The sequence below is a fragment of the Paraburkholderia sp. 32 genome (assembly GCF_050435345.1).
GTDB lineage: Bacteria > Pseudomonadota > Gammaproteobacteria > Burkholderiales > Burkholderiaceae > Paraburkholderia > Paraburkholderia tuberum.
In genome coordinates this window covers 2,098,339-2,124,781 of sequence record NZ_JBNDKD010000001.1, presented here as the reverse complement: position 1 = coordinate 2,124,781, position 26,443 = coordinate 2,098,339, and the positions used below count along the sequence as shown (strand labels likewise).

Annotated in this window: 22 protein-coding genes and 2 pseudogenes; 7 read left to right on the top strand and 17 right to left on the bottom strand. The window is 62.7% G+C overall.

All coding sequences use genetic code 11. The features are described from left to right. Window positions 1-4: 4 nt before the first annotated feature. Window positions 5-994 (bottom strand): metal ABC transporter solute-binding protein, Zn/Mn family, encoded by a 990-nt coding sequence (locus tag OKW26_RS09905; RefSeq protein ID WP_429353476.1) that lies wholly within the window; start codon window positions 992-994, stop codon window positions 5-7. Window positions 995-1,255: 261 nt separating this feature from the next. Here OKW26_RS09905 and OKW26_RS09900 point away from each other — a divergent pair, with 261 nt between their 5' ends. From OKW26_RS09900 to OKW26_RS09890, 3 genes are all read left to right on the top strand, one after another. Next, window positions 1,256-1,531: a metal/formaldehyde-sensitive transcriptional repressor gene (locus OKW26_RS09900; protein WP_429353475.1), complete on the top strand. Its 276-nt coding sequence runs from the start codon at window positions 1,256-1,258 to the stop codon at window positions 1,529-1,531. A gap of 86 nt (window positions 1,532-1,617) precedes the next feature. Continuing rightward, entirely contained in the window at window positions 1,618-3,537 is a 1,920-nt protein-coding gene (locus OKW26_RS09895; protein ID WP_429353474.1) for a heavy metal translocating P-type ATPase, read from the top strand. 14 nt (window positions 3,538-3,551) lie between these two features. After that, window positions 3,552-4,433, top strand: coding sequence for an alpha/beta fold hydrolase (locus OKW26_RS09890; RefSeq protein WP_429353473.1), 882 nt, complete (start codon window positions 3,552-3,554; stop codon window positions 4,431-4,433). Between the two features lie 51 nt (window positions 4,434-4,484). On the opposite strand, the gene OKW26_RS09885 is transcribed toward OKW26_RS09890, so the two are convergent. Both OKW26_RS09885 and OKW26_RS09880 read right to left on the bottom strand, forming a co-directional pair. Then, window positions 4,485-5,510 (bottom strand): WD40 repeat domain-containing protein, encoded by a 1,026-nt coding sequence (locus OKW26_RS09885; protein ID WP_429353472.1) that lies wholly within the window; start codon window positions 5,508-5,510, stop codon window positions 4,485-4,487. Then, the gene (locus tag OKW26_RS09880; RefSeq protein ID WP_429353471.1) at window positions 5,507-6,856 is read right to left on the bottom strand and encodes a CobW family GTP-binding protein; all 1,350 of its coding nucleotides are present in this window, start codon (window positions 6,854-6,856) and stop codon (window positions 5,507-5,509) included. The genes OKW26_RS09885 and OKW26_RS09880 overlap by 4 nt, the downstream gene beginning before the upstream one ends. A gap of 577 nt (window positions 6,857-7,433) precedes the next feature. On the opposite strand from OKW26_RS09880, the gene OKW26_RS09875 reads away from it, so the two are divergent. Then, window positions 7,434-7,703 (top strand): ArsR/SmtB family transcription factor, encoded by a 270-nt coding sequence (locus OKW26_RS09875; protein ID WP_429353470.1) that lies wholly within the window; start codon window positions 7,434-7,436, stop codon window positions 7,701-7,703. 14 nt (window positions 7,704-7,717) lie between these two features. Next, a complete protein-coding gene (locus OKW26_RS09870; RefSeq protein ID WP_429353469.1) occupies window positions 7,718-8,074 on the top strand; it encodes a hypothetical protein in 357 nt (118 codons plus the stop codon). Between the two features lie 1,346 nt (window positions 8,075-9,420). On the opposite strand, the gene OKW26_RS09865 is transcribed toward OKW26_RS09870, so the two are convergent. Next, complete coding sequence (locus OKW26_RS09865) at window positions 9,421-10,074, bottom strand: TetR/AcrR family transcriptional regulator (protein ID WP_429353468.1); 654 nt, start codon at window positions 10,072-10,074, stop codon at window positions 9,421-9,423. A 1,096-nt stretch (window positions 10,075-11,170) separates the two neighbouring features. Here OKW26_RS09865 and OKW26_RS09860 point away from each other — a divergent pair. Continuing rightward, window positions 11,171-11,685: pseudogene (locus OKW26_RS09860) on the top strand (IS6 family transposase); the annotation flags it as partial. 84 nt (window positions 11,686-11,769) lie between these two features. Further along, window positions 11,770-12,230, top strand: a pseudogene (locus OKW26_RS09855) (IS110 family transposase); the annotation flags it as partial. A 133-nt stretch (window positions 12,231-12,363) separates the two neighbouring features. Here OKW26_RS09855 and OKW26_RS09850 read toward each other — a convergent pair. From OKW26_RS09850 to OKW26_RS09790, 13 genes are all read right to left on the bottom strand, one after another. After that, window positions 12,364-13,116 carry a cupin domain-containing protein gene (locus OKW26_RS09850; protein ID WP_429353467.1) on the bottom strand — a complete coding sequence of 251 codons (753 nt, stop codon included), beginning with the start codon at window positions 13,114-13,116 and terminating at the stop codon, window positions 12,364-12,366. Window positions 13,117-13,586: 470 nt separating this feature from the next. Continuing rightward, window positions 13,587-13,760, bottom strand: coding sequence for a DUF2848 family protein (locus tag OKW26_RS09845; RefSeq protein WP_429353466.1), 174 nt, complete (start codon window positions 13,758-13,760; stop codon window positions 13,587-13,589). Between the two features lie 10 nt (window positions 13,761-13,770). Further along, window positions 13,771-14,121, bottom strand: a complete 351-nt coding sequence (locus OKW26_RS09840) for a helix-turn-helix domain-containing protein (protein ID WP_187619370.1) — start codon at window positions 14,119-14,121, stop codon at window positions 13,771-13,773. Then, entirely contained in the window at window positions 14,118-15,287 is a 1,170-nt protein-coding gene (locus tag OKW26_RS09835; RefSeq protein ID WP_187619371.1) for an NAD(P)/FAD-dependent oxidoreductase, read from the bottom strand. Before OKW26_RS09835 ends, OKW26_RS09840 begins: the two co-directional genes overlap by 4 nt. Beyond that, window positions 15,284-16,654, bottom strand: a complete 1,371-nt coding sequence (locus OKW26_RS09830) for an FAD-dependent oxidoreductase (protein WP_429353465.1) — start codon at window positions 16,652-16,654, stop codon at window positions 15,284-15,286. The genes OKW26_RS09835 and OKW26_RS09830 overlap by 4 nt, the downstream gene beginning before the upstream one ends. Continuing rightward, window positions 16,639-16,953: a (2Fe-2S)-binding protein gene (locus tag OKW26_RS09825; RefSeq protein WP_187619373.1), complete on the bottom strand. Its 315-nt coding sequence runs from the start codon at window positions 16,951-16,953 to the stop codon at window positions 16,639-16,641. Before OKW26_RS09825 ends, OKW26_RS09830 begins: the two co-directional genes overlap by 16 nt. Then, window positions 16,950-18,803 carry an ABC transporter ATP-binding protein gene (locus tag OKW26_RS09820; RefSeq protein ID WP_429353464.1) on the bottom strand — a complete coding sequence of 618 codons (1,854 nt, stop codon included), beginning with the start codon at window positions 18,801-18,803 and terminating at the stop codon, window positions 16,950-16,952. The genes OKW26_RS09825 and OKW26_RS09820 overlap by 4 nt, the downstream gene beginning before the upstream one ends. After that, window positions 18,803-19,753, bottom strand: coding sequence for an ABC transporter permease (locus OKW26_RS09815; RefSeq protein ID WP_187619375.1), 951 nt, complete (start codon window positions 19,751-19,753; stop codon window positions 18,803-18,805). Before OKW26_RS09815 ends, OKW26_RS09820 begins: the two co-directional genes overlap by 1 nt. Continuing rightward, window positions 19,750-20,703: an ABC transporter permease gene (locus tag OKW26_RS09810; RefSeq protein ID WP_187619376.1), complete on the bottom strand. Its 954-nt coding sequence runs from the start codon at window positions 20,701-20,703 to the stop codon at window positions 19,750-19,752. The genes OKW26_RS09815 and OKW26_RS09810 overlap by 4 nt, the downstream gene beginning before the upstream one ends. A gap of 122 nt (window positions 20,704-20,825) precedes the next feature. Next, window positions 20,826-22,442 carry an ABC transporter substrate-binding protein gene (locus OKW26_RS09805; RefSeq protein WP_187619377.1) on the bottom strand — a complete coding sequence of 539 codons (1,617 nt, stop codon included), beginning with the start codon at window positions 22,440-22,442 and terminating at the stop codon, window positions 20,826-20,828. Window positions 22,443-22,509: 67 nt separating this feature from the next. After that, on the bottom strand, window positions 22,510-23,784 hold the full coding sequence (locus tag OKW26_RS09800; protein ID WP_187619378.1) for an NAD(P)/FAD-dependent oxidoreductase: 1,275 nt from the start codon (window positions 23,782-23,784) through the stop codon (window positions 22,510-22,512). A gap of 66 nt (window positions 23,785-23,850) precedes the next feature. Next, window positions 23,851-24,519, bottom strand: a complete 669-nt coding sequence (locus OKW26_RS09795) for a haloacid dehalogenase type II (RefSeq protein WP_429353463.1) — start codon at window positions 24,517-24,519, stop codon at window positions 23,851-23,853. Between the two features lie 288 nt (window positions 24,520-24,807). Further along, window positions 24,808-26,298, bottom strand: a complete 1,491-nt coding sequence (locus OKW26_RS09790; protein WP_187619380.1) for an aldehyde dehydrogenase family protein — start codon at window positions 26,296-26,298, stop codon at window positions 24,808-24,810. Window positions 26,299-26,443 lie beyond the last annotated feature (145 nt).

Genomic DNA, 26,443 nt, shown 5'->3' with positions numbered 1-26,443 from the left:
CCGCCTACTTCCCGGCCCGCAGGACTTCAGTCGAAACCCCGCCGGTCACCGCGCTGTCCAGCGCCTTCACTTCGGCAAGCATCCAGGACTGGTACGTGAATCCCGGCGTCGGCATGGTCTCGTAGACGCCCACGACGGGGATGCCGTTCTTCTTCGCGAGCGCGAGGAAGGACTGGGTCAGGGTGTCCGTGACCTGCTGGTTGTAGACGAACACCTTCACCCGGTGATCCGCAAACAGGCTGTTCTGTTTCGTCACGTCCTGCGGCGAAGGGTCGGTGCCATTCATGATGGCTGCCTGCAGGCTGTACGGCGTGGCAATGTCGGTGCCGGCGGCTTCCAGCATGTAGTCAGCCACCGGCTCGGTCACGGCAACCGGCGTGCCGTGATGATGGGCCTTGAACGACGCGATCGCGGCGAGCCATGGCTTGAGCGACGCATCGAACTTCGTCGCATTGGCCTGAAAGTAGGCGGCATGGGCCGGGTCCAGGGCGGAGAGATCAGCCGCCACCGCCTTCGCCACAGCAGGCATCGTCTTCGGGTCGTACCAGAGATGCGGATTCGGGGTATTGTCGGGTAGCCCCAGCAGATGCTGGACGTCAATGACCTTACGCGCGGCGTTCGGTGCGGCCGCAATGATCTTGTCCGCCCAGGCGTCGTAGCCGATGCCGTTCTTGACCACGAGGTTGGCGCCGGCAATCTCGCTTGCCACCTTTGGATTCACCTCGAAGGTGTGCGGATCGGTATTGGGATCGGTTTCGATCGCGCCGACCTGCACATACTGTCCGCCAATCTGAGAGATGACGTCCGCGTATTGGTTCTCGACGCCAATGGCATGGATCACGCCCGGCGACGCAGCCATCGCACTGCCCGCTGTCGTTGCCAGCGCCAGCATTGTGAGAAGGGAGCGACGGGGACGCTTTGCGCGGTTCCTCGCGACGAACGCTCCGGAACCAGAATGCAACCGGGCGGGAGTAACGACATCGTTTTTGTTCATGTGGATTCCCAAGTCTAGGACGACATAAGCTCGGCCATACATGAAACGATATAACATTCCATAAATAGCGTCCAGCAAATCTCATTGTCGCGCCCGGGGCAAAGCAAGCGCCGGAACCGTCCGGGAAAAACGTGGCCCCTCTCCTCGCTGCCGCTGACAAACGCCCAACGACCCAAGCTACAGCGATCCTTTCCACCGATCCATCGCGTGTCATTTAATATAGGGGGATATACTATTTATGTATCAACGACGGAGATAAACATGGCACACACGATCCGCGAGAAAACCAAGCTCCTGAACCGTGTCCGTCGCATTCGAGGACAGATGGAAGCCGTCGAGCGCGCGCTCGAAGAACAACAAGGCTGTGCCGCCGTGCTTCAGCTCATCGCGGGCGCTCGCGGCGCGATCAACGGACTGATGGGCGAGATCATCGAAGACCACATCCACATGCATGTCGCTGCCGACAAACTCTCTGCGCAACAGCGCCAGGAAGGCGCCAGCGAGTTGGTCGATGTCGTTCGCGCGTACCTCAAGTAACGACGGCATCGACAATGACGAGTGACAGCACTACCCGCGTGGACGGCCTGGCAGACGGGGCACATGCGTGCACGACCGCCCCTGCAGTGCAAGCGCATCGCCATGAACGCCATCGCGACCATGATCCTGAGCACGATGATGGACATCACGACCACGACCACGCGTTCGACTGGGTCGAGGGCGTTCGCATCGCCGTGGTGGCCATCGCGGCCGCAGCCGTCTGGTTCCGGCTCTGGGAGCCATTCGCCAGGGTCAGCGTGATCGGCATCGCAGGACTGCTGAGCGGCGGCTGGCCGATCTTCAGGGAAGCCTTCGGGAATCTGGCTGCGCGCCGCATGACGATGGAGCTGTCCATGTCCATTGCGATCGTGGCGGCCGCTGCCATCTCCGAGTTCTTCACGGCGCTGGTCATCACCCTGTTCGTGCTGGCTGCGGAAGTGCTCGAAGGCATGACCGTGTCGCGCGGACGGCGGGCGATTCGCGATCTGCTCGACTTCCTGCCTCATGCCGTTTCCGTGCGCCGCGCCGGTACCGTGTCGGAGGTCGACACCGACGCGCTTTCGGTCGGCGATGCGGTGCTGGTCAATCCGGGCGGCCGCATTCCTGTGGACGGTTCCGTGCTCACCGGTCACTCCTTCGTGGATCAGTCGCGCATCACGGGCGAATCGCTGCCCGTGGAAAAAACTGCCGGTTCGGCCGTCTTCGCAGGGTCCATCAACCAGTCGGGTGCCCTCGAAATCCGTGCCGAACGCATCGGCCGCGATACCAGCTTCGGCAAGATCATTGAGGCCGTCGAACGGGCTGAACGTTCCCGCGCGCCGGTGCAACGCCTGGCTGACCGGCTTGCCGGTTATCTCGTCTATTTCGCCCTGGCTGCGTCACTCCTGACCTACCTCATCACGCGCGATATCCGGGCGACCATTTCGGTCGTGATCGTCGCCGGCGCATGCGGTATCGCGGCAGGCACGCCGCTCGCCATCCTCGGGGCCATCGGCCGCGCTGCGCGCGCCGGGGCTATCGTCAAGGGGGGCCTGTTCCTGGAGCAGCTTGGCAGGGTCGATACCGTCGTGCTGGACAAAACCGGCACACTGACGCTCGGTCAACCGGAAGTGCGCGCCGTCCACCCTGTCGCCGACGTCGAGGCGACGACTCTGGTTTACCTCGCAGCCTCAGCCGAGCTGCGCAGCGAACATCCATTGGGAAAAACCATCGTCGCCTACGCCCGTTCCCAGGGTGCCATGCCCCGGGAGCCGGCGCACTTCGGCTCTACGCCCGGTCGTGGTATCGAGGCCATCATCGCCGGCGATCGCGTCGTGGTCGGCAACCTGGCGCTGATGCGCGAAACCGGCATTGCCATTCCGGAGAACCGTGCCACGCATCCGGAAGCATCGGAAGTCTATGTCGCCCAGGGCAACGAACTGCTTGGTTCGATCGTGATTGCCGATACGGTGCGTGCCGAAGCCCGGCAAGCCATCGCGGACATTCAGGCAATGGGTATTCGCACCATGCTGCTGACCGGTGATGGTCAGCCCGTCGCCGAGGCGATTGCCAGAGAATTGGGCATCCCGGAGGTTGCAGGGGATCTCATGCCGGAAGACAAGCAGGCACGTGTCAAGGCACTGGTCAGCCAGGGGCTCACCGTTGCCATGATCGGTGATGGCGTAAACGATGCGCCCGCACTTATCGAAGCGAGCGTCGGTGTGGCGATGGGATCGGGAACCGACGTGGCGCGCGAAAGCGCCGATGTCGTCCTGCTTGGTAATGACCTGGTGAAATTTGCCCAGACACTGTCCATCGCACGCCGCACGCGCCGCATCATCTGGGCCAACTTCACCGGCACCATCGGGGTCGACCTGCTGGGCATCGTCCTGGCGGCAGCGGGGCTACTGCACCCGCTCGTTGCGGCTTTCATCCATGTGACCTCGGAGCTGGCCTTCATGCTCAATTCGGCTCGTCTGCTGCCTTCGCGGGCGAGTGAACAGGCGTCCAGTACGCCGACACCTTGAGCGACATAAGCCGCATGACCAGCAGAATCCTGCGCTACCGGCACGAAGGCACCGAAGTCGCGTTCGGCTTGGACGAAGCGGGTCACGGCCGCCCGGTCGTTCTGCTGCCCGCCCTGAGTTCGATTTCCACGCGCGCGGAGATGCGTCCGCTTTTCAGCACGCTGGCATCCCTTGCGCACGTCACGACTGTCGACTGGCCAGGATTCGGCGATTTGCCCAGGCCACGTATCGACTGGTCGCCGACGATCCTTTCGGCATTCCTCGACTGGTTTCTGCGCGAAATCGGGCCTGGCCCGCACATCGTGGTTGCCGCCGGCCATGCGGCTACCTACGCGCTCCATCATGCCGCTCATCACCCCGGGACGATCGAACGCCTGGTACTGATCGCGCCGACCTGGCGCGGACCGTTTCCGACCATGATGGGCGGAGTGCGGCCTTGGTTCGGTCGCGTCCGCGCCGCGGTCGACAATGCGATGGCCGGCCCGCTGCTCTACCACCTGAACGTCAGTGCGCCAGTCGTGCGCAGGATGGCGCGCGAGCACGTCTACAGCGATCCCCGCTGGCTTACCGGAGATTGCCTGCAGGAAAAGCTCGCCGTTACCCGCGCGGCCGGGGCCCGGCACGCGTCGGTACGCTTTGTCACTGGTGCGCTCGACCGCGTGGAAAGCCGGGCCTGTTTTCTCGACCTCGCCCGCCGTGCGAACGTACCGATCCTGGTTGTCTATGGCGACCAGACGCCGCCAAAATCGCGCGGCGAAATGGAGGCACTGGCCGCATTGCCGGATGTCGAGGCGGCGCGGCTTGCGCAGGGGAAGCTGGCCGTTCATGAGGAATACGCGCAGGACGTCGGTACGACGATCGCAACGTTCCTGGACGGGGGCATGCCGAAGGCGTAACTGAAAAGACCGGGCAGAACGAGGCTCTGCAGATCCGCCGCTACGGTTGCTTCATTCCGTCGTCGGTGCCACGCAGACGCGTACACCGCCCTCTGCATCCCCCAGCGCCAGCAACGCATCGCCCGGCTGCCAGGCCAAAGCGCTGATCGCCGGTTCGCCGGTCAGGCCGCCCAGCTGCGCGCGCGCCCTTGCATCGTAGACGAAGACCCGGCCGTCCTCGCCGCCGCTGGCGACACGCCCGTCGCCGTGGCTGAAGGCGATGGCACTGACCGGTGCGCGATGGACGGCCTGATAATCGGGTTCCGTGTTCTGCGGACCACCACCGGCGCAGTCCCAGATGATCAGGGCTTCACCACCGCCGGTTGCGAAGTAGCGGCTGTCCACGCTCCACGCCGTATGGAGGACCTTGGTCGGATAGCCGCTCATCTGGAAGTCGTCGCCTGTGTTCGCATACCAGAGATGGATGGCGCCTTCCTGGCAGCCCGCCGTGATGATCCGTTCATCCGGACTCACCGCCAGATTCAGCAATGACGCCTTCCACGGATAACGCCGCACCGGCTCGTCGCGGCCGGGTTGCCAGCGGGCAACCACACCGTAGCAGGCGGTCAGCAACTGCCCGTCGGCGAGCCACTGAAGGCCCGTCAGCGTGCTGTCGGCTGCCCCGAACGACTGCTGCAGCCGTCCCTGTACATCCCACAGCTTCAACTCCCGACCCGCGATGCTGGCCAGTGCGCCGCCGGCCGACCATGCCAACGCCGCGACCCAGCCGCGGCCCGCTGGCTGCCGTTGCAGTTCCCTGCCATCGGCCGACCACAGGCACAGGCGGTTATCCTGCCCGCCGCTCGCCAGCGTCTTGCCATCCGGCGACCATGCCAGTGCGGTGGTCCCAAGACCGTGGACGTCGCGTCGCCAGTGCTGTCGTGCGTCGCTGGCGTCATGGACCGCGACAGCGCCGTCGGCCGTCGCCACGGCCAGTAGCCGGCCATCGGGCGACCAGCACAGCTGGTTCACATAGTCGCCCGCAGTGGCCGTCCACACAGTGGCAAGGGCCGGAAGCTCGCGCAGCGGACGGTTCATGCGAGACATCCTTGCAGGCCCTTGGTGAGCGCCTGCCGGTCGAGATTGCGGCCGATGAAGACGATTTCGCTTTGCCGGGTTTCGCCGGGCTTCCACGGCCGGTCGGCGTTGACGTCGATCAGCATGTGGACGCCCTGAAACACCACCCGGCGCGGCTCACCGGCGAGGTGAAGGATACCCTTGGAGCGAAAGATGTCCTGCCCTCGCTCAGCCAGCAAAGGCTGCAACCAGTTCTGGAACTTGCGCTCGGACAACGCGCCGGTCAACGTGATGCCCACCGACGTGATCTCCTCGTCGTGGGTGTGTGCGGCACTGAACGCGCGCGCAGCCAGCGGCTCCAGCGTTACCCCATTGCGGCTCAGGTGCAGGTCGAATTCCTCCGGGCCGTGTTCCGTGACCAGGGCGTAATCGCCCTCGGCCGGGATCAGCAGGCTAACCGTGGCCTTGCCCGACTCGGGCACGCGCAAGGCCATCGCCTGAGGACCGGGCGTCAGTTTGCTGCTGGCCCGGCCACGCTTGCGGTCTCGCGCGAAGGCCTTGTCCGCATGCCCGATCAAGCGCTCGAAGGCTGCATCGTCACTGCCTTGAACCTGAGTCAACAAAGCCCCGATCTCCGGGTCCGGTCCGTTGCCATAACGAAGCTCCACGATACCGGGCTTGAGGTGGTAGACACCCGCCCACTCGAACGGGTACTCGGGTTCGAGGAATTGCGGCCGCTCCTGCAGCACGCGCTGGAGGTCGAAGCCGCCGACGTCGAGCACAGTCGGAATATCGATCTCGGCGTTGACCGTGCGATGGATGCGTGCCAGTGCGTTCATGCTGCGCAGGCGGTGTTCGAGTTCATCGAGTTGCGCCTGCTCGACGAGATCACATTTGTTGAGCAAGACCACGTCGGCGAAGGCGATCTGCTCGCGCACCTCGTTGCTGTCCTCGAGGTGTTGCCAGACATGCCTGGCATCCACCACAGTGACGATGCCGTCGAGGCGCAGGGAGGACTGCACTTCGTCGTCGACGAAGAAGGTCTGTGACACGGGACCGGGATCGGCCATGCCGGTGGTTTCCACGAGGATATGATCGAACTTGTCGCGCCGGCGCATCAGGTTGCCCAGGATGCGGATCAGGTCGCCGCGCACCGTGCAGCAGATACAGCCGTTGTTCATCTCGAACACTTCTTCGTCGGCATTGATGACAAGCGCATTGTCGATGCCGATCTCGCCGAACTCGTTTTCAATGACGGCCACACGCATGCCGTGCTGCCGGCTCAGGATGTGGTTGAGCAAGGTGGTCTTGCCCGAGCCGAGAAAGCCGGTCAGGACAGTGACGGGAATGCGGGTGTCGGTACTCATGGAAGGACCTCCGAAAAAGATACGGCCGGCTCTGGCACCGACGCCGGGGCAAGGTATGTTCTGTTTCGATTCGCCTGCGCCGCTACCCGAAACGTGCCCCTGCGTTTACCGCGAACGAGACGGCACCGCTTGCAGGGCGTCTCGATCGGGCTGGCCCTGAGCACTGGACCGGGCGATCGACTTACGCCGAATTTGAAACGTTATATTATTACATCAGGAGCGAAGAGAACACCGCGAAGCCATGTCGCTCGGCAGGATTACGTCCCCCACCAAGCCGTTCCTGACGCAGGAGCTGGCGAGACGCGGCAACAACGGGTCCAGCGGCCGCCGGTGTGCCGTTATCCGACGCATCACGATTGCGCCAGTGGTCGAACGGAACCTGCTTTTGCGGGGCCAGGACGTCCACGTCAGTGACGCTGCGCCGGAGATTTCACAAGGGCGTTGACCAGTGAGGAAGAAGCCCCTATCATTCAATCAAACAATAGAATGACAGATGATGAAACCGGCCTGCACTCACGCTCCGCTAAACCTGCCCGCCGTAACCGTGTCCGCCTCCCAGCTGGAGGCAGCAGGAGAAATGTTCCATGCCCTGCGCGACCCGGCACGGCTACGGCTGCTGATACTGCTGTCACAAGGCGAACGCTGCGTGACCGAACTGGTGGACGCCGAGCAGGCGAAGCTTGGCAGCATCTCGGCCCGGCTGAAAGTCCTGCATGGGGCGCGGCTGGTCAAGCGTCGGCGTGCGGCGAAACATGTCTTCTATGCCATCTCGGACGACCATGTCCTGACGCTGCTCAACAGCGTCCTGGCGCATGCGGCCGAACCGATCCAGCCCGCCTCATCCTGACGGAGAAAAGCACCATGAGCACCTGCAACGAACCTCACCACGCCCATCACGATCACCAGCACGGTCCCGCCTGCGGCCACACGGCGATCCGCCATGATGGCCATATCGACTATCTGCATGACGGCCACCTGCATCATCCGCATGCCGACCATGTGGATGAACACCGGCTGGAAGTCAACGCCACCAACCCCGATCGCTGCACGCCCGATCACCAATGCGGCGGGCATGAGCCCGGGCACGTGCATGGCCCGGGTTGCGGACATGAAGCCGTCCCGCACGGGGATCACGTGGACTATCTCGTCGACGGTCACCTGCATCATCCGCATGGTGGTCACTGCGACGACCACGGGCCGGTAGAAACGGTCCAATAACTCCCCGGACACAAGCCAAGGAAACGGCTCGGCCTGACCGCTTCAGGCTGAGCCTGATCGCTTTATAGTGACTTGCCTAACGGCGATCTGAGTCTATGCACGTTGCATCCATAAGCAAAAGTCTCTGCTCGCCAGATACAAGTTGCCCAGTAGATCCGACAAGTCACGAAGTCTCTGCGCCACCAAGTGATGAACCTCATCCTCGCGCTGCCACACGCGATAGACACCGAGTAGAGGGGGGCGAACAAGGTAAGCGCTTATGCGCTGCAGCGCATAAGCGCTTACCTTGCCGCTACCCCGTCACCACACGCCCGAGACGTACCTGCACGCGTATCTGGAGCACCTGAACGGCACCGGCATCGGCGCCGATCCAAAGGGACCCTGTTCCGCACGATCGTGCGTGGCACCGGGCAACTGAGCATCACGCCGCTGCCGCAGGCCAACGCGTACGCGATGGTGCAGCGCCGTGCCACCGCAGCCGGCATTGATACCCTGATCGGCAATCACACGCTGTGAACGGCAGGTAGCGCCCCCATCCATTTGGCGAGTCCATCTGTTAGGTTCGGACTACTTATGATTGTTGTTCATTATATTTATGTCAAATTGCATGCGCTCAGTCATACTGGCTGGCTCCCGGGCGTTGGTTCAATCGCAGACCGTCCCTATCTCGCGGTCGCGGTTCGGCACTCGCCGCTTGAATGATTGGCTGGACGCCCGTCACTTCCCTATCGATCAGCAGGCAGGCGAGAGAGCGCTGTCGGGCGCGCGGTTCAGCCGGTCATCCTTCGCCCCGATTTCCGCGAACGAAGGTCGGATACCCAAAACTATCCGACCTTTCATAATTGCCGGCAGAAGGGCAAATAAGGCTTTTTTCCGAGAGACGTCCACGCACACGGGTTCCGGTGGACGCCGCGCGCACCTGCACGCCGCATTTGCCGCCTTTTATGCCGAATTCTTGCCGCTAAACGCTTCGACTGCCTTGTGAAGACTGCCGGCGACCCGCATACAGGGATCGTATCTCGATCATAGCGACGCATCTGTGGGCGCACGTAAGGCGGGCTTTTAGCCGCTCCGACACCGCCAGTTTGCGGCGTAGAGCTATCGCCGACAGAGCGGCGCTCAATTATGCGCCCATGTGTGCTGAACGGTGAAGTCCGAGCGCTGACGGCAACGCGGTCGGATCACCGCCGAGCGCCAATGCGAGCATGGGCGGTCTTCAGTTGATGGACGCACTCGCATCGCACGGCTTCGAACAACGCCACGTCGGCGTCGCTAAAGCCAACAGGACACATGAAATCAAACTTAAGCGCACAGACACAACTCAGGCCAAGCGATTGGCTGATGCGTCAGTCACCAGCCCTGCTCAGTCCGCTCCATACGACTTTTACAGCATTACGGTAAACCTCCAGTTTTAAAGCGGTGTCGTTGCTCCACTGAAGGAAGACGACCAAACCTTCCAAGCTTGACACGATCAGTGCGCCGCGCAACTCGCATTCGGCACTTGATAAGCCAGGATTGATCTCCCCCACGAGGTCCGCGAAAAGCTGCGTGAACTGCTTTTGCATCTCCAGCACGACGTCCCGTGCGAACGGTTCATGCAACGCCAAGCCCCAACTCTCTAATATAGCCGCGGGGGGACCCGGTTTGGTTAGCTGGACAAAGGCATCGTCGACGATTGCCTCAAGCCGTGCCTGCGGGGAGTGGCTTTTGTTGTCCGCAAAGTGTCGGAATCGCTGGAGATACCGCTTGGCGATCTCTTCGATCGTGGCGCGCAGCAGCGTTTCGCGGGTCGAAAAATAGTGCTGTAACGTGCTCAAGCGAATGCCTGCGTCATTGGCAACGCGGTTGATTGTGTACCCAGCGTAGCCCGCCGCGACGAGCACATTGATCGATACATCGATGATTTCGGGAATTCGGCTCTGACGGCTGCCCCGCCGCTTGATGGGGTCAGTACCCCGTCGTTCAAGCATCACTGCCGAACTGAGTGTCAATTTCTTCACCACTACTCCATCTTGCACGTCGCCTCGCTACCGGCGCGACTTTTCGCTCGTGGGGCCATTGACGCGAGTCGAGACAACGAACGCTTCAGGCGGCCATACCTCATAGCCTGCTAGTTCAGCGTGCGCCAGTGTCTGGTCAACGACTGTCTCGGTTAAATAACCTAGACGTAGTATAGGCCCATATGCGTCGTTGGATAGGTAATCTGTTGAATACACTGGTAATTCGGCGCCATCGAACGGCCAAGAAGCGCAGTGTTTACCCTGAAAATGGGTAAACACTTCGGCTCAATAGGTTGCTCAACCTATAATGGAAGGGATGGCTGAGCGCCTGAACAGAAGCGTCTAGGCACCCTTGAATGGCATGAAAACGACGTAGCCCGGTGATAGGAGATTCATATGAGTTTCGGTGAGAAGTCGTTGCGTCTGCTCGTCGGCAAGTGGTTCGGACCTGCTATCGCAACGCCTGTACGCGTGGTGGAGTTCAGTCGCACTGCTTCCGACCGAAGGCGCTTCGTGCGCGTCGGCGTGGCACGGCCGGAGGGATCGCTAACTATCGTTTTCTTTCGACACGATGACGGTTCCTGGAACGTCTTCCCTCCTATGGGGGTTACTCCGTCAATGCGTCCTTACCGGGTGGCGGCGTGACCGGCGGACCGTACTCTTGTCGTGTCTGCGGGCCACTCATCGATCGACGTCTCGCATCGAACTTCGCGACACGTGCAATGGCGTTTATACCCAGGACAAGTCGGTGATTCCCTCACGTCGACTTTATCGAGTCGCCTCATTGAGCTATTTTCCCGTGCAAGGTCATTTACGTCTGCTCAATTGCTTCGCATGTCGAAGCAGCGTTCTGCACGATGGTTGCTCCGTCGCAGAAGATCCGAACCGCTTGGCCATCCTTGTCCGGGCTGAGAAGATCCGCTCATATCGGCTTGGCGCGCGCCTTACCATCACTGCGATTGCGGTGTTATGCGTCTTAGCCATCGACATACTGAATGCCGGGTCGTTCATTTAAGATGCTTCAGACCACCGAGGATCGCGTCAATCAGTGATACGGCGTCGTCACGTTCGCGCGCTGGTCAGCAAAGATGACGTGATGAAGAAGACGAAATCGCTCTACCATGGCATCGATTCTGGCGTCAGTCATCAGCCACGCGGTTCGGTGGTTTTTCCGCTTTCAACTCAGCCTTCGCGACATCGAGGAGCTACTGTTCGAGCGCGGCGTGGTTGTCAGCCATGAAGCGATCCGGCGGTGGACGGACAAGTTCGGTGCCGGTTTTGCGCGTCAGATCAAGACTGCCCGGCGCAAGCCGGGCAGCACATGGCACCTCGACGAGCTGTTCGTGACACTACGCGGCGAGCCCCTGGCTGCCGTGGCGTGCAGTCGATGAGCACGGCATTGAGCTCGACATCCTGCTTCAGAAGCGCCGCGACAAGGCGGCGGCCAAACGCTTCTTCAAACGGGTGTTGGCGGCCTGTTCTGTCGCGCCGAAGAAAATCGTCACTGACCAATTGCGAAGCTACCCGGCCGCGAAAGCAGAGATCCCTGGGCTAGCGAATGTGAAGCACGTTTTCGTCAAGGCCTGCGCGCGCGTGAACAACCGCGCTGAAAAAAGATCCTCTATGAAGCATCCAAGTCGTCGACTCGCTAACGCCTAAAATCGGCGTACCGAGGTTTGCTCACGGGAGAGCATCATGCGTACAGGTCAGGGATACACGCGTACTGAGGAACCGGCGCTGGCGGTGTCGCTCGAACTCGCGCGGCGAAGTGGAAGGTAGCGTTGCACGACGGGCAGCGGGAGCAGCCGGCGGTGTACACCGTAGCTCAACCGCAAGCCCCCGCGCGCCTACAGGCCGTGCTGGAAGTGATCGAACAACAGAAGCTGAAGTGGTCGCTGCCCGCGGGCGTGCACCTTGTCGTGAGTTATGAAGCCGGCCAGGACGCGTTCTGGATCAATCGGGCGCTACGGGCACGCGGTATCGAGTGTCATGTGGTCGATGCAGCGAGCATTCCGGTCGAGCGCCACAAGCGGCGTGCCAAGACTGACCGGCTTGATGCAATCAGGCTGGTGATCAGCCTGCGCGCGTGGCTGCGCGGCGAGCGCGACCGCAGGCACGTGGTGCACGTGCCGTCACCGCAGGGAAAGCATCGTAGGGTCTACTCCTCTTATGACTGAACTTGCATTTGCGCGAGTGCACCCACGCTGGCGCGTCAAAAAAAGCCCGCAGACATGGACTGCCTGCGGGCGAAGCTACATCAGGGGCGTGATCCGCGGACGATTGGCGTCGTTATGCCGGACGATAAATCGCGTATACCTTTGCGACGTGCTCACGACTATCCCAACTGCACTGCGCGCCTTGCTCGACGAGGAAAATGTCACCGCGCTCGAAGGTCCCAGTCCTGCCGGATTCGTCCACGAATGTGACACTGCCTTCCAGGAGATACATCAGCTCGCAATGGCGATAAAACATTGCACTCCGGTGATAGGGTGTTGAATCCCAGGTGCCGCAGACAAATTCTCCATCCGCAGAGCGGTAGTCCGTGAAGTTGCGGCAGACCGGCGCGGGCGTGAGTAGCAATTCCGCAGGCGGCGTTCCGGACGGCTCCAGCTGCGGCGCGTGCTCGATCGGGACAATCTTCCCGTCAGCATACTGACTGCCGTGGTAACGCATGAAGATGATCGATACGGGCCCTCGCGCCGACCAGGAAAACTCTGCGCCATGACCCAACACCGCGCTGTCGCCTGGCCCCAGCGTTAGCGCATGCTCTGCCTGCGTCAACGTGATCTCGCCTTCCGCAACGATGATGAATTCATCTACCGGCTGGGGCGGCACCTTACCGCATCCGGCGTCGAGCGCTATCACGCCCACGCTCACGGGGCCCGGCGGCCCATCTAGCACGCGGCGACTAGAAAGGAACCGGCTCTCGTCGGCCGAACCAGTCGCCTCAATCCCCTGGCTTTTATCCGACGCGAACTTCCGGAGATCGACAAACGATCGGGAGCTGCAATGCTCCGATACTGCTTGCTGCAATTTGGACATGTTGTGTTCCAGTCGTTCAGATTCTTTTTGCCAGATGCAGGTTGTGTTGGGCCGCAACTGGAACTACTGTGGCGGAAATTGGGTGTGACGTGATTCGGCTTTCAGTTCTAACGCTTTGTTGGCGCACGCCTCTGCATTCAGCCGCCAGATCGTAGTCGCTGTTCGTCAGCTTGTGTAACTGTTTATCGCATCCCGAACAGAAGAAAATGCCGCTCGTGGCACGCACTCGAATCGGCAGGCGGGTGTACCCTTTTTGCTCGCATGTCCGCGAATGAACCCATCCCTCTCCAGCCTTTCGATCGGCGCGTGCACCGCATTGCGCGACAGTAATGCTGCGATCGAAAATCACTGTGTGGTTCCAACGTTGGCTCATGTGACAAGCGCAGGCATAGCGGCATTGACGCCGGCCGCCGATCTCATCGAAGGTGCCGCTTTACGCCACCGTGCCGCCGCGGAACGTTTCTTCGCATTCAGCCAAAGCGTCCTGCAGTGCTGGCAGGGTCGAGCATGGCCGAAACCTGGCCTTCCTGATAAAGCATTCGTTCTCGATCTCCAACGATCCATGCCCGTAAAAATATCCGGTCCCAGTGAGAGGCGACCTCGTTGAATCGCCGGGCTTCGGCCGCGGCAGGCTTTGCGCCCATCTGCTTAAGCTCACCTTCCGACAAGGCGGCGGCCGTGAGTCGCGGTGCGCCGAGCGAACATGCTGGGCGTCATGCCGCAGCATCGCTTGAAATGGCGGCCGAAATGGCTCTGATCGAAGAAGCCGACCTCCGTCGCGACAATCGATCCCGGCACGCCTTCGAGCAAGAGCGTCTGAGCGCGCTGAATCCGCAGGCCGCAGAGATAGCGATACGGCGACGATCCGTATTGCTGCCTGAACAACGTGGCGAAGCGTGACACGCTGAGTGCGGACAACGCGGCGAGTTGAGCGAGCGTCACCGGTTCGTCGAAATGGGCTTCGATGAAAGCGCGGGCGGCAGTGAGGCTGATGGACTGTTTCATGACGTCACGATGGTCGAGCGGGCCGCCGGTTGGTTCTCGAAACGCCGGATGGAAAACGCGTCGAGGGGAATGGCCGTGCTGCCCGTATCGACGAGTTCCGCCAGCGTTTCGCCGACGCCCGGACCGATCTGAAAACCGGCCCCACTGAAGCCGAACGCGTAGAACAGACCGCCGACCTGACTGCTCGGACCGATCACCGGCTCTCCGTCGGGTAGGTAGCCTTCCACGCCACTCCACACCCGAATCACGTTCAGCGGTGCCAACGCGGGCACAAGCCGGCGCATCTGCGCCAGTTGCCGCACCGTGTTGATTGGCAACACGGAGGCGCGGCTCGTCACGGCATCGGCCGGACCGGCAGGACCGCCGCCGACAATGATGTTGCCGCGCGGAATCTGGCGGAAGTAAATGCTCTCTTCCTTGATCGACGTGAACACACCCATTGACGACCTGAATACGTACGGCACCGGCTCAGTCACGCACATTTGAGGACCCCGCGCGGTGATGGGCGCCGTTTCGCAAAACTGTTCGGTAAGACGCGTTGCCCACACGCCAGCGCAGATCACGAGCTGCGCCGCCCAGTAAACATCGCCGCGCGCACTTTCCACGCGAAACCGCCCGCCATCTTTTTCCACGCGCACGATTTCCGTGTCCTCGATCACATGTGCGCCTAGCCGCGCTGCCGCGCGGCCGAACGCGGGCGCGGCAAGGCGTGGATTGGCATGGCCGTCGAGCGGCGAGATCGAGGCCGCCAGCACCTCGCGGCCGAGAAACGGAAAACGCCTGAACGTCGCTTCGCCGTGCAGCACTTCGAGTTCGAGACCACAGGCGCGCGCGTCGATTGCGTACTGATCGAAATTCTCGACGTCCTTCTGGTGATAGCACACGCGCGTATGGCCCGACGCCATAAACTCGATGTCCTCGCCGAGCAGTTCCGCCGAGCGTTGCCACGTACGCAGCGCGCGGTTCGCCATTGCCAGTTGCGGCAATGCGCGGCCTTGCCGCCGAATGCCGCCGTAGTTCACGCCGCTCGCCTGCTGGCCCGTCAAGCCGCGTTCGAGCAGGATGACCGAGCGATTGCGCTGGCGCAGGAAGAAGGTCGTCGTCGTCCCCACGATGCCGCCGCCGATCACGATCACATCGGCTTCGTTTTTGCTTGTCGTGCTCATTCGCCAGCCTCCTCGGTCAGTGCGACTGGCAGCGGTTTGACGGGTGCCTGGCCGCGCAGCCGTCCCACGGACGACAGCGGCACAGAAGCTGCTGCGGCAATGATTTCGGCACCCGCATGCCCGCAATAGCGCCCCTGGCAGCGGCCCATGCCGACGCGGGAAAACGCCTTGGCGCGATTGGCTTCCTTCGCGCCGGTCGCGCGCACCACGCGACGCAGTTCGCCCGCCGTGATCGCTTCGCAACGGCAGACAATCGTTTCGTCCGGCAGCAACGCTGCGAATTTCGACGGCCACGGAAAGGCCTCACGCAAGCCCGCGGCAAAACGCGTGAAGCGCACGAGTTCGGCACGCAAGCGCTCCACGCCGTCGACCGGCATGCCGTGATCCTGCAAAGCGGCCAGCGCCGCCAGACGGCCGGAGCGTTCCGCCGCGTCGGCGCCGCGCACGCGCGCGCCGTCGCCCGCCAGATAGATGCCCTTGATGCTGCTACGACCGTCGGCGTCGATTTGCGGCAGCCACTGTTGCGTGTTCCCGTCGAACGAAAAACGACAGCCGGCAAGGTCCGCGAGTTGCGTCTCGGGCCGCAGGTGATAACCGAGCGCGACGGCATCGCATGCCAATTCGAGGCGCTTGCCACCGGACAGCACGACCTCGACCGCGTTCACGCCGTCCTGCGGCGAGCCTTTGATTTCGAGCGGCTGCACGCCACGATGAACCGGCACGCGCGCGCCGGCCAGCACGCGGGTCAACGCGATGCCTTTTCTGAGCGCGGCGGGAATCGCCAGCAGGCGCGGCAACGCGGCCACGCGCTGCATGAACGTCGAGGTGTCGAGCACCGCGGCAACCCGCGCGCCCGCTTTCACGTACTGCGCGGCCACCAGATACAGAAGCGGACCGCTGCCCATCATAACGACGCGCGAACCGATCGCGCAGCCTTGTGACTTCAGCGCGACCTGCGCGCCGCCAAGGCTGTAAGTGCCGGCCCGGTGCCAGCCCTTGACTGGCATCAGCCGGTCCGTCGCGCCGCTGCAGACGATCAGCGAATCGAACGCGAGCGTCCGGTAACGCGTGCCGCTCACCAGATGCACGGTGTTCGGCGAGATGTTCCAGACGAGTGTGTCCGGCAGATAGTCGATCCGGCTCTTCAACGCATCGAAGCTCTGATGCAGCGACGCGGCGCGCTCGGCCTCGGTGCCATAGAGCGTCGCGTAGCTGCGCGAAAACCCTTCCGGCTGACGCCGATAAATCTGCCCGCCGTCACGGCGCCCTTCGTCGATGACGGTGGGCCGCAGCCCCGCCTCGACCAGCGCCTGCGCCGCGCGCACGCCCGCCGGCCCGGCCCCGATGATGACTACACGCGGGGCCATACGCCCTCCCCGGCTTCAGCCAGCTTCGTGACAATCGACATGCCGGGCGTCGCGGGCGTACTGCACGCACGCACGCGCTCGCCTTGCGCGGACCACACCCAGCAATCCTGGCAGGCGCCCATCAGACAGAAACCGGCGCGGCGGCCATCGCCGAATTCGGAATCGCGCAACGCGCTCGCGCTGGTGAGCAACGCGACCATCAGCGTGTCGCCTTCGGCGGCCTCGCGCACGACGCCGTCCACGATGATAGGGAAGGTCTTGCGGTCCGTTTCCGCGAGCCGTACAAATCGCTGGTTCATGCCGGGATCGTCTCCAGCGCCTGCAAACGGCTGAGCTCGGCGGCCGAATGGTGGCAAAGAATCTCAGCACCGGAAGGTAACTTTCTGACCGGCGGCGTCGTCGTATTGCACATACCGTCGATGCGCACCGGGCAGCGCGCGCGAAATGAGCACAGCGCGGAGACAGCGGCGCTTTCGCCCATCGCCGGTAGTGCGCAGGCAGCGACATGGCGACGCGCGTCGAGCCAGCCCGGTTTCAACTCAGGCACCGAATCGACCAGCAAACCCGTGTACGGATGATAGGGTGGCGCGGCGAGCACGTCGCGCTGTCCCGCTTCCACTCGCTGTCCCGCGTACAGCACGATTACTTCGTCGCAGATGGCGCGTACGGTTGAAATGTCGTGGCTGATGAACATGTATGACACGGCCAGCTCGCGCCGCAATTCCGCGAGCAGGTCGAGGATCGCCGCGCCGACCACCGTATCGAGCGCGGACGTCACCTCGTCGCAGAGAATCAGCGAGGGATCGGCGGCGAGCGCGCGCGCGAGATTCACGCGCTGCTTCTGGCCGCCGGACAAACCGGCAGGTGTGCGCGTGGCGATCGAGGCGGGCAGTTTCACCAGATCGAGCAACGCAAGCATGCGCTTATTCGCGGCAGCGCCGCGCAGATGATGATAGAACGCGAGTGGACGACCCAGGATGTCGGCGATCGAATGGCTCGGGTTTAGCGCCGTGTCCGCGTTCTGGAACACGATCTGGATCTGCCGGTACTGCTCGGGCGTGCGGCGCGACATCTGTGCGGGCAATGGCTCACCGTTGAAAAGTACTTCGCCGCGTGTACGGTCGACGAGGCCCGCCACTACGCGCGCGAGCGTGGTCTTCCCAGAACCCGATTCGCCGATCACCCCGAGCGCGCTACCGCGAGGAATGGAGAGGCCTACGTCGTGGAGCACACACACGGCGGGTACGCCTGATCGGTCGATGCGGCCATAGCCTGCGGCCAGTCCCCGAATTTCGAGCACCGGCGGAACGGGCTTGCCGGCCTGCTGTGGCATTTCTGACGACGACTCCGGGTGGCGCCTCGCGGCCAGCAACTGACGTGTGTAGGCATCGACAGGTGCGTCGAGCACCTGCGCGACCACGCCGTTCTCCTTGACGGCACCGCCGTTCAGCACCACGATGCGGTCCGCCATCTGCGCGACCACAGCCAGATCGTGCGACACGTACACGGCGGTCGTGCCGAGTTCGCGGATCACTTTCTTGAAGGCCGCGAGCACTTCGATCTGCGTGGTCACGTCGAGCGCGGTAGTCGGTTCGTCGAACACGACGACAGCTGGATCGGTGATCAACGCCATTGCGGCCATCAGGCGCTGCAACTGCCCGCCGGATACCTGATGCGGATAACGGTCGCCAATCGTATCGGGTGCAGGCAGCGCAAGCGCGCGAAAGAGGCCAACCGCTTTGTTCCGCGCGGCCTCCTTCGTCATCAATTGATGCAGCAGCGCCGGCTCCGTCACCTGATCCATGATCGTGCGCGCCGGATTGAAACCCGCCGCGGCGCTCTGCGCGACATATGCGACAGTACGCGCGCGCAAAGCGCGGCGTCCTTTGGCATCGAGCGACAACACGTCGACCTCGCCGATCCGCACCGAGCCGCTGCTGATCGAACAGCCCGCCCGCGCATAGCCGAGCAGCGACAATGCGATGGTCGTCTTGCCCGAACCCGATTCGCCGATCAGCGCCAGCACCTCACCCTTCTTCACCGAAAAATCGACGCCCTTGACGATCTCGCTTACCGGCCACGGTGCCACACCCGCGGTAACCCGCAGTCCCTTCACCTCAATCATGTCCCGCTCAGCACGATCAGCCATCATGCACCTCCGTGGCTATGGCGGCGACGCCGCATGTTGTCGATCAGCAGATTCATGCCGATGGTCAGCGTCGCGATCGCGACAGCCGGCATCAGCACGGCAGGCGCGCCTTCCGACAGGCCGCCAATGTTCTCGCGCACGAGCGAACCCCAGTCGGCATTCGGCGGCTGCACGCCGAGACCAAGAAAACTCAGCCCGCTCAGCAGCAGTACGATGAACACGAAACGCAGGCCGAAATCGGCGAGCATCGGATGAATCATGTTGGGCAGCACCTCGACCCGCGCAATATAGAAGATGCGTTCGCCGCGCGCTCTCGCGACCTGCACATATTCGAGGCCCATCAGGTTCACCGCGAGCGAGCGCGAAATGCGGAACGCGCCGGGGATATAAGCCAGGGCAGCCACGGTCGTGAGCATCGGAATCGACGAACCGAACGCGGCGATCACGACGAGCGCGAGCACCTTGCTCGGAATCGAAATGAGCGCGTCGAACAGACGGCTCAGGATTTCGTCGACCCAGCGGCCCGACACCGCCGCGAGCAGTCCGAAGAACGTGCCGATTACGCTGGCGAGCACCGCCGCGGCGAGCGCGAGGCCGACCGTGTAGCGCGCGCCGTAGAGGATCCGGCTCAGCATGTCGCGACCCAGATAGTCAGTGCCGAGCGGATACGCTGCGCTGTAGCGGCCGAAAATTTCCGTGGACGTCAGCGCACCGCCTTTATACGGCGCGACCAGCGGTCCGACAAACGCGACCAGCAGCCAGAATGCGACCACCGTCAGACCGATCAGTCCGAGTACGGAGAAGCGCTGCACCAGACGTTTGAACATGCCCTGCTTCAACGCGACCGCTTCGACGGGTGCGGGCTCGACGACCAGTTCGTCGCGCTGCACGTCGTACAGTTCCGTGTCCGCGTGCGGAATGGGGGGGGGATTGGTAGGTTGGCTCATCATCGACGTAGCCTCGGGTTGGAGACGATTTGACAGAGATCGGCGATCAGCACGAGGGCGAGATACGCCGCGCAGAACACCATCACGCACCCCTGCACGAGCGGCATGTCGCGGTTGGTCACCGCGTCCACCATCAGGCTCGCGAGCCCGGGATAATTGAAAATCGACTCGACGATCACCACGCCGCCAAACAGATACGACAGGCTCAATGCCACCGCATTGGCAATCGGTCCGATGGTGTTGGGCAACACATGCCGTAGCACCACACGCGCCGGTGAGGCGCCCTTGAGCACCGCCATTTCCACGTACGACGAACTGAGCTGATCGAGCACTGCGGCGCGCGTCATGCGCGCCATCTGCGCGACGAGCACGCAGCACAGCGTCATCACCGGCATTGCGTAGATGCGCAGCAGCGCACCGAACGAATGGACCTCCGAGAGATACGACAACGCGGGCAGCCAGCGCAGCTTGACGGCGAAGATCAGCACGGCGATGGTGGCGATCAGAAACTCGGGCACGGCGACCGTGGAGAGCGTCAGCACGTTGAGCGTGCGATCGAGTAGAGAGCCGCGGAACATCGCCGATGAAATACCGATCAACAGCGCTATCGGCACCGAGACCAGCGCCGTCAGACCCGCCAGTACCAGCGAGTTCGGCAGACGCGTCGCGATCAGCTGGCTGACGGGCAGATTGTTCGACAACGACGTGCCGAAGTTGCCGCTGACCACATGAAGGAGCCACTCGAAGTAGCGTTGCAGCGCGGGCTGGTCGAGACCGAACTGATGCCGCAGGGCGGCGACGGCTTCGGGGGTTGCCGCCTGGCCGAGCGCCTGTTGGGCCGCGTCGCCGGGAAGCAACCCCGTGATGCCGAACACGACCGCCGACACCAGCAGCAGCGTGAGCAGCGCGAGGCCGAGGCGGGCGACGACGAGTCGTTGCACAGGTGTTTTCATCGAAATGTCTCCTCCTATTATGAACCCGGGCGCCGCTTCGAAGCGGCGTACCTGATATCGCGGATGTTGACCGATTCGCTCCGTTTGGCTTTCCAGCCGGTCGGGCTCGAAAGCTTTTCAGGTTACGTTTCCAGCCAGACATTTTCCGAGAACATGAAGCCCATCAGGCCGGCCAGCGGAATCGAGCCGAGCCCCTTGAGCTTGTCGGTATGGGCGTCGAGCGAACTCTGGAACATCGGAATGCCGATGCCGCCGGTTTCATGCACCAGCACCTGCATATCGCCGTAGATCTTCTTGCGCTTCGCGTCGTCCGGCTCACCACGCGCCGCAAGCAGCATCTGGTCGAACTTGGGACTCTTCCAGTTCGCTTCGTTCCATGGTGCGTCGGACTTGAAAAACTGGGTGAAGATCACGTCAGCGCTGGGACGCGCGTTGACATTGCCGAAGCCCAACGGATGCTTCATCCAGTGATTCGACCAGTAGCCGTCGGCCGGGACGCGGCTTACCTGCAGGTTGAGGCCCGCCTGCGGCGCAACCTGCTGAAGCAGCATCGCCATTTCTACCGACCCGTCTGCGGCCGGCGACGCGAAGATCTGCAGCGGCGCGCTGCCGAGCTTTGCCTTCTGGAAATAAAACTTCGCCTTGTCAGGATCGAAGGGTCGCTGCGGCAGGCCCGCCAGATAGTATTTATTCGTCGGGTCGATCGGCTGATCGTTGCCGATCGCGCCGTAGCCCTGGAAGATCGCCCGGCGCATCTGCTCGCGATCCTGCAGGTACATCATGCCACGCCGGAAATCGTCGTTGCCGGTGATGCCGGCTTCGTCGCGAACAATCAGGTCGGTGTACTGGCCGGTCTTCGTCTCCAGCACGGAAAAACCGCCGGCGCCCTTGATCTGCGTGGTCGACCGTGGATGCACCGCGTTGATCAGCTGCACGTCGCCCGAGAGCAGCGCGTTCACACGCGCCGATTCGTCGCCAATGCCGACTAGTTCGATTTCGTCCAGATGCGGCAGGCCCGGCTTCCAGTACTTCTCGTTCCTCACGCCGACCGTACGCACGCCTGGCGAGAATTCCTTGAGCTTGAATGGGCCGGTGCCGACCGCGGTTTTGAAATCTTTGGTGCCGTCCTTGATGATCTGGAAATGCGAGGTGGCGAGAATCACCGGCAGATCGGCATTCGGGCCGTCCAGGGTAATCGTCACTTCGTTCGGACCGGTCGCCTTCACTTCCTTGATCTGGTCGGCCAGCGTCTTCGCTTTCGATGCGGTCGCCGGATCCTTGTGACGCATGATCGAATACACCACGTCGGCCGGCGCGAGCGCCTTGCCGTCGTGGAACTGCACGCCGGAACGCAGCTTGACGACCCACACGGTCGCGTCTTTCGTATCCAGCGAGGTGGCGAGCGCCATCTTCGCGCCGAGATGCGAATCGAGTTCGGTCAGACAGTTGTAGAACATGAAGCCGCGGACATAGTCAGTGGCAAGCGCGCCTTTGGCCGGGTCGAGCGTGTCGGCGGCAGAAGCGGACTGCGTCGCCACCCGGATCTTGCCGCCCTGCTTCGGCTTCGCCTGCGCGAACGCCGCGCCGCTCGCGCTCAGGAGGCCTGCACCCGTCACCGACATCATCCCGGCCGCCGCCATCGCGCGCAGCACGTCGCGCCGCGACGCGCCCTTGGCCGTCAATCGCTCCAACCCGGTGCCGAGTTCAAGAGCGCCATGTTGCGAGGTTTCCTTATTCATCGAGCTTCTCCGCGGGGGTGATAGGGCTAGCTGCGTGGTTTTTAATGGCAAAAGGAACAACGAAGAATCAATAAAAAATGTCTTTGATACGGTAATACGTCCCTACGAGCGGAAGGAACCAGGGCTTCCCGGTGTGGCCCGGAATAGCAGACCATGCGGAGTCGCCCCACGGGTTTCTGTCGTCGTGACCATCCATTACGTCGGCCATCACCTGACCCATATGCGTCGACATCTGCGTGCCGTGGCCGCTGTATCCCATCGAAAAATAGATGCCATCGTGCTGCCCGGCATGCGGCAGACGGTCAGCGCTCATGTCCACCAGACCGCCCCAGCAATAGTCGATGCGGGCGTTGGCCAGCGCCGGGAACATCCCGGCGAGACCCTCCTGCAGGATGCGTCCGCTCTTCGCATCGGACGGCCGTTCGGACGCGGTGAAACGCGCCCGGCCGCCGAACAGCAAACGCGAATCGGGTGTCACACGAAAGTAGTTGTGCATCAGCCGCGTGGTGGTGTACGCGCGCTGGTTCGGGAATACTTGTGCCAGCAACTGCGGTGACACGGGCTCCGTCACGACGATGAATGAACCGACCGGCGCGAGACGCCGCCGGTACCAGCCGAACGGTCCATGCCGCGACGGACCCGTTGCGATCAGCACCTGCTTCGCGCGCACGTCGCCGCGCGCCGTGGTGATGCGAAAGCCGCCACCGTCTCTCACGATCGCGGTGACCGCCGCATTTTCATACAGCCTGGCGCCGCGGCGCACCGCGGCCTCCGCGAGACCGACGACGAACTTGCCCATATGCATCTGGCCGCCGTGCCGGTGCAGCAATCCACCGTGAAAACTGTCCGACTGGATTTCACTGCGGATACCGCTGCGATCGATCAGTTCGATGTTCGTATCGACTTCACGCCTTATCGCCTCTGCCGTTTTCTCGAGACGTGCGAGGTGGTGCGGCTTGGACGCCAGTTTCAGCTTGCCGGTCGCGATGTAGTTGCAGTCGATGTTTTCCTCGCGGATCAGACGCTCGACTGTGTCGACCGCATCGGAAAACGCGCGGTAGCAGGCGCTCGCCCGCTCCAGACCGAGTTGCGCGACCAGTGCGACGAAATCCTGCGCGACACCAGTGTTGACCTGTCCTCCGTTGCGCCCGGACGCGCCACCGCCGATGCGGCCGGCGTCGACCACCGTCACCGACGCGCCGCGCTTGCCCAACGCCTGCGCCGCCGACAGCCCGGTGAAGCCGCCGCCGATTACCACCACATCGGTCTGACCTTCGAGCGGACCCTCGCACGCCGAGAGCAAGGGCGGTGCCGTGTCGAGCCAGTAGGAATCGAGCTTCATCGGGTCTGTCCTTGAGCGCAGCAATGAGCGAGGGGATTGGCTGTTTTCAGCGTATGCAAGCGGCGCCTACAGACCAAGTTCCGAAGCCAGATGCGGAATGTCGCTGACTTCGTAGTACTGGTAGTACGGCGTTGAAGGCTCGTGCCCGCGATTGACGAATGCCTTGTGCTTGACGCCCATGTCATGCACAGTCATCAGGTCGTAGCGCAGGCTCGACGACACGTGCAGCACGTCTTCCGGATTGCAGTTCAGTTGGTCGAACATGTATTCGAAGCCCTGCATACGCGGCTTGTACGACCGCGCCTGCTCGGCCGTGAAGACCGCGTGGAACGGCGCGCCGAGTTTGTCGACGTTGCTCTGGATCTGGTTGTTCGACGCGTTCGACAGAATCACCAGCTTGTATTTCTTCGCCAGACGCGAGAGACCTTCCGGCACGTCCGGATGCGGACCCCAGGTCGGCACGGCCGTATAAATCTTTTCTGCTTCCACTTCATTGAACTCGACGTTCATGCGCTTGCAGGCACGGCGCAATGCGTTGACCACCACATCGCGATATGGCTTCCATGCACCGAGCACTTCGTCGCGGCGATAGCCCGAATAGAACGCGACGAGCTTTTCGAGGTCTTCGGCGTTCAGCAGATGGCCAAACATTTCGCGCGTCATGTCGGCCATGCGGAATTTGGTGAGCGTGCCGTAGCAGTCGAAGGTGATGTATTTCGGTTCGAAGTCGATCATGGTGCAGTCCTATCGTGATGGGGAACCCGCATTGGAGTTCATTGGCGAAAACAGCAACTAACTTCAAGGGGCCGGAGTAACGCGTCAAAGCGCAAACGCCAGCGACAGGGAAATCTCATTCCTGTAAAAGATTTAACCAGCGCAAAAACATAGATGTTCCTGATTCGCGCACTGCCGGTGATACAAACCATGCGTTTTGAGGTCACTGACAGCACACAATGCGGCGCTCGGGCTGAAAGCCTTTTCCCTGCTCGGTTTGCGGCCGCACGCCATCCGCATGGCAGGTGTTCAGGCCAGTAGGTCGATCAGCACGCTCTTGAAACGCAGATTCGCCTCATAGGCCTGGCGCCCGAGGTCCTTGCCGATGCCGGAGCGCTTGAAGCCTCCTGTCGGGATCATGAAGTCGGAGGTGCGGCCGTAGCGGTTGACCCAGACCGTGCCCGCCTCGAGCCCGCGCACGAAGCGCAGCGCCCGGCCAAGGTCGGCGGTGTGCACGCCAGCAGCGAGCCCGTACTCGGGGTGCTGCGCAAGCGCGAGCGCTTCTTCTTCGGTATCGAAGGGCTGCAGCGTCAGAACCGGGCCGAAAACCTCTTCGCGTACTGCTTCGGAATCAGCCGTGACGTCCGCGAGCAAGGTGGGGGTGTAGAACGCGCCGTGAGCGCCACCGTCGGTCCTGACGCCGCCATAGCGCAGCGTCGCGCCCGCATCCAGCGTGCGGCCGACGATCGCTTCAATGCGCGCTGCCTGGGGCGCGGAGATGATTGGCGACAACGTGGTGCTTGCGGTCCAGGTCGCGCCCGGTTTCAACTCGGCGAAGACCTTGCCGATGCGCTCTGCCAGCGGTTCGACAAGGGTTCGCTCGACCAGCAGCCGCGAGCCCGCCACACACACCTGACCGGCGTTACCAGTGATGGCGCCTGCGATCCGCCGTGCGACGTCGTCGAGACGCGACGCGTCGGCGAACACGATCTGCGGACTCTTGCCGCCCAGCTCCAACGTGACCGGCTTCGTACCGCTGTTTGCGCACGCCGCCATGATCGCGGCGCCGGTGCGCGTGGAGCCCGTGAAGGTGACTTTGCTGATCTTCGGATGGCGCACCAGTTCGTCGCCGGTGACGCGGCCGTCGCCTTGCACCACGTTCAGGATGCCCGCCGGCACGCCCGCCTGCACAGCCAGTTCGGCAAGCCGCAACGCCGAGAACGGTGTCATCTCCGAAGGCTTCAGCACCACCGCGTTCCCCGCGGCGAGAGCGGGCGCGATCTTCCACGAAGCCATCACCAGTGGGAAATTCCATGGCGCAATCGCGCCGATCACGCCGTACGGCTCGGCGATCGTCATACCGAGGTGGTCATGGTCGGTCGCCGCCACGTCGCCGCCTAGCTTGTCGGCGAATTCGGCGTAGAAGCGGATGCCTTCAGCGGTGAAAGGCACGTCCCAGCCCATTGCTTGAACAATCGGGCGGGTCGAGCCGAGCGCCTCCAGACGGCCTAAATAAGACGCATCGGCTTCGATCAGTTCAGCGAAACGACGCAAGATCTTTGCGCGCTCACGCGGCGCCATGCGCGCCCAACCGCTGGTTCTGAAAGCCTGCCACGCGTTCTCCACCGCGCGATCCACCACCCCGGCGTCCGCAAGCGGCACGCAGGCATAGATCGCGCCGTCAGAGGGCCGCGCCACCTCGATGCAGCGCCCGCCACTGCGCAGGTCACCATCCACATACTCACCGCCGATGTAATGTCCGCTGCGAATCGCGACGTCGTCCGGATTGAAGCTGTCCATGAGAAGGTTTCCTGTGTGACTGGCTGTCGGTCTCTCTCGGCGCGTCTTTAGATGCCGCCGCTATGACAAAATCATAGAGCCGTAGGCGCGGCATATGTCGCCGATAAAAATCCTCGCGCAGCAGAACGCGCCTGTAATGAGCCAT

Excerpts from the sequence above, each read along its gene's own strand:
- OKW26_RS09905 (WP_429353476.1), bottom strand. The coding sequence starts at position 994 with ATGAACAAAAACGATGTCGTTACTCCCGCCCGGTTGCATTCTGGTTCC.
- OKW26_RS09900 (WP_429353475.1), top strand. The coding sequence starts at position 1,256 with ATGGCACACACGATCCGCGAGAAAACCAAGCTCCTGAACCGTGTCCGT.
- OKW26_RS09890 (WP_429353473.1), top strand. The coding sequence starts at position 3,552 with ATGACCAGCAGAATCCTGCGCTACCGGCACGAAGGCACCGAAGTCGCG.
- OKW26_RS09885 (WP_429353472.1), bottom strand. The coding sequence starts at position 5,510 with ATGAACCGTCCGCTGCGCGAGCTTCCGGCCCTTGCCACTGTGTGGACG.
- OKW26_RS09880 (WP_429353471.1), bottom strand. The coding sequence starts at position 6,856 with ATGAGTACCGACACCCGCATTCCCGTCACTGTCCTGACCGGCTTTCTC.
- OKW26_RS09875 (WP_429353470.1), top strand. The coding sequence starts at position 7,434 with ATGTTCCATGCCCTGCGCGACCCGGCACGGCTACGGCTGCTGATACTG.
- OKW26_RS09870 (WP_429353469.1), top strand. The coding sequence starts at position 7,718 with ATGAGCACCTGCAACGAACCTCACCACGCCCATCACGATCACCAGCAC.
- OKW26_RS09850 (WP_429353467.1), bottom strand. The coding sequence starts at position 13,116 with ATGTCCAAATTGCAGCAAGCAGTATCGGAGCATTGCAGCTCCCGATCG.
- OKW26_RS09845 (WP_429353466.1), bottom strand. The coding sequence starts at position 13,760 with ATGGGCGCAAAGCCTGCCGCGGCCGAAGCCCGGCGATTCAACGAGGTC.
- OKW26_RS09840 (WP_187619370.1), bottom strand. The coding sequence starts at position 14,121 with ATGAAACAGTCCATCAGCCTCACTGCCGCCCGCGCTTTCATCGAAGCC.
- OKW26_RS09835 (WP_187619371.1), bottom strand. The coding sequence starts at position 15,287 with ATGAGCACGACAAGCAAAAACGAAGCCGATGTGATCGTGATCGGCGGC.
- OKW26_RS09830 (WP_429353465.1), bottom strand. The coding sequence starts at position 16,654 with ATGGCCCCGCGTGTAGTCATCATCGGGGCCGGGCCGGCGGGCGTGCGC.
- OKW26_RS09825 (WP_187619373.1), bottom strand. The coding sequence starts at position 16,953 with ATGAACCAGCGATTTGTACGGCTCGCGGAAACGGACCGCAAGACCTTC.
- OKW26_RS09820 (WP_429353464.1), bottom strand. The coding sequence starts at position 18,803 with ATGGCTGATCGTGCTGAGCGGGACATGATTGAGGTGAAGGGACTGCGG.
- OKW26_RS09815 (WP_187619375.1), bottom strand. The coding sequence starts at position 19,753 with ATGATGAGCCAACCTACCAATCCCCCCCCCATTCCGCACGCGGACACG.
- OKW26_RS09810 (WP_187619376.1), bottom strand. The coding sequence starts at position 20,703 with ATGAAAACACCTGTGCAACGACTCGTCGTCGCCCGCCTCGGCCTCGCG.
- OKW26_RS09805 (WP_187619377.1), bottom strand. The coding sequence starts at position 22,442 with ATGAATAAGGAAACCTCGCAACATGGCGCTCTTGAACTCGGCACCGGG.
- OKW26_RS09800 (WP_187619378.1), bottom strand. The coding sequence starts at position 23,784 with ATGAAGCTCGATTCCTACTGGCTCGACACGGCACCGCCCTTGCTCTCG.
- OKW26_RS09795 (WP_429353463.1), bottom strand. The coding sequence starts at position 24,519 with ATGATCGACTTCGAACCGAAATACATCACCTTCGACTGCTACGGCACG.
- OKW26_RS09790 (WP_187619380.1), bottom strand. The coding sequence starts at position 26,298 with ATGGACAGCTTCAATCCGGACGACGTCGCGATTCGCAGCGGACATTAC.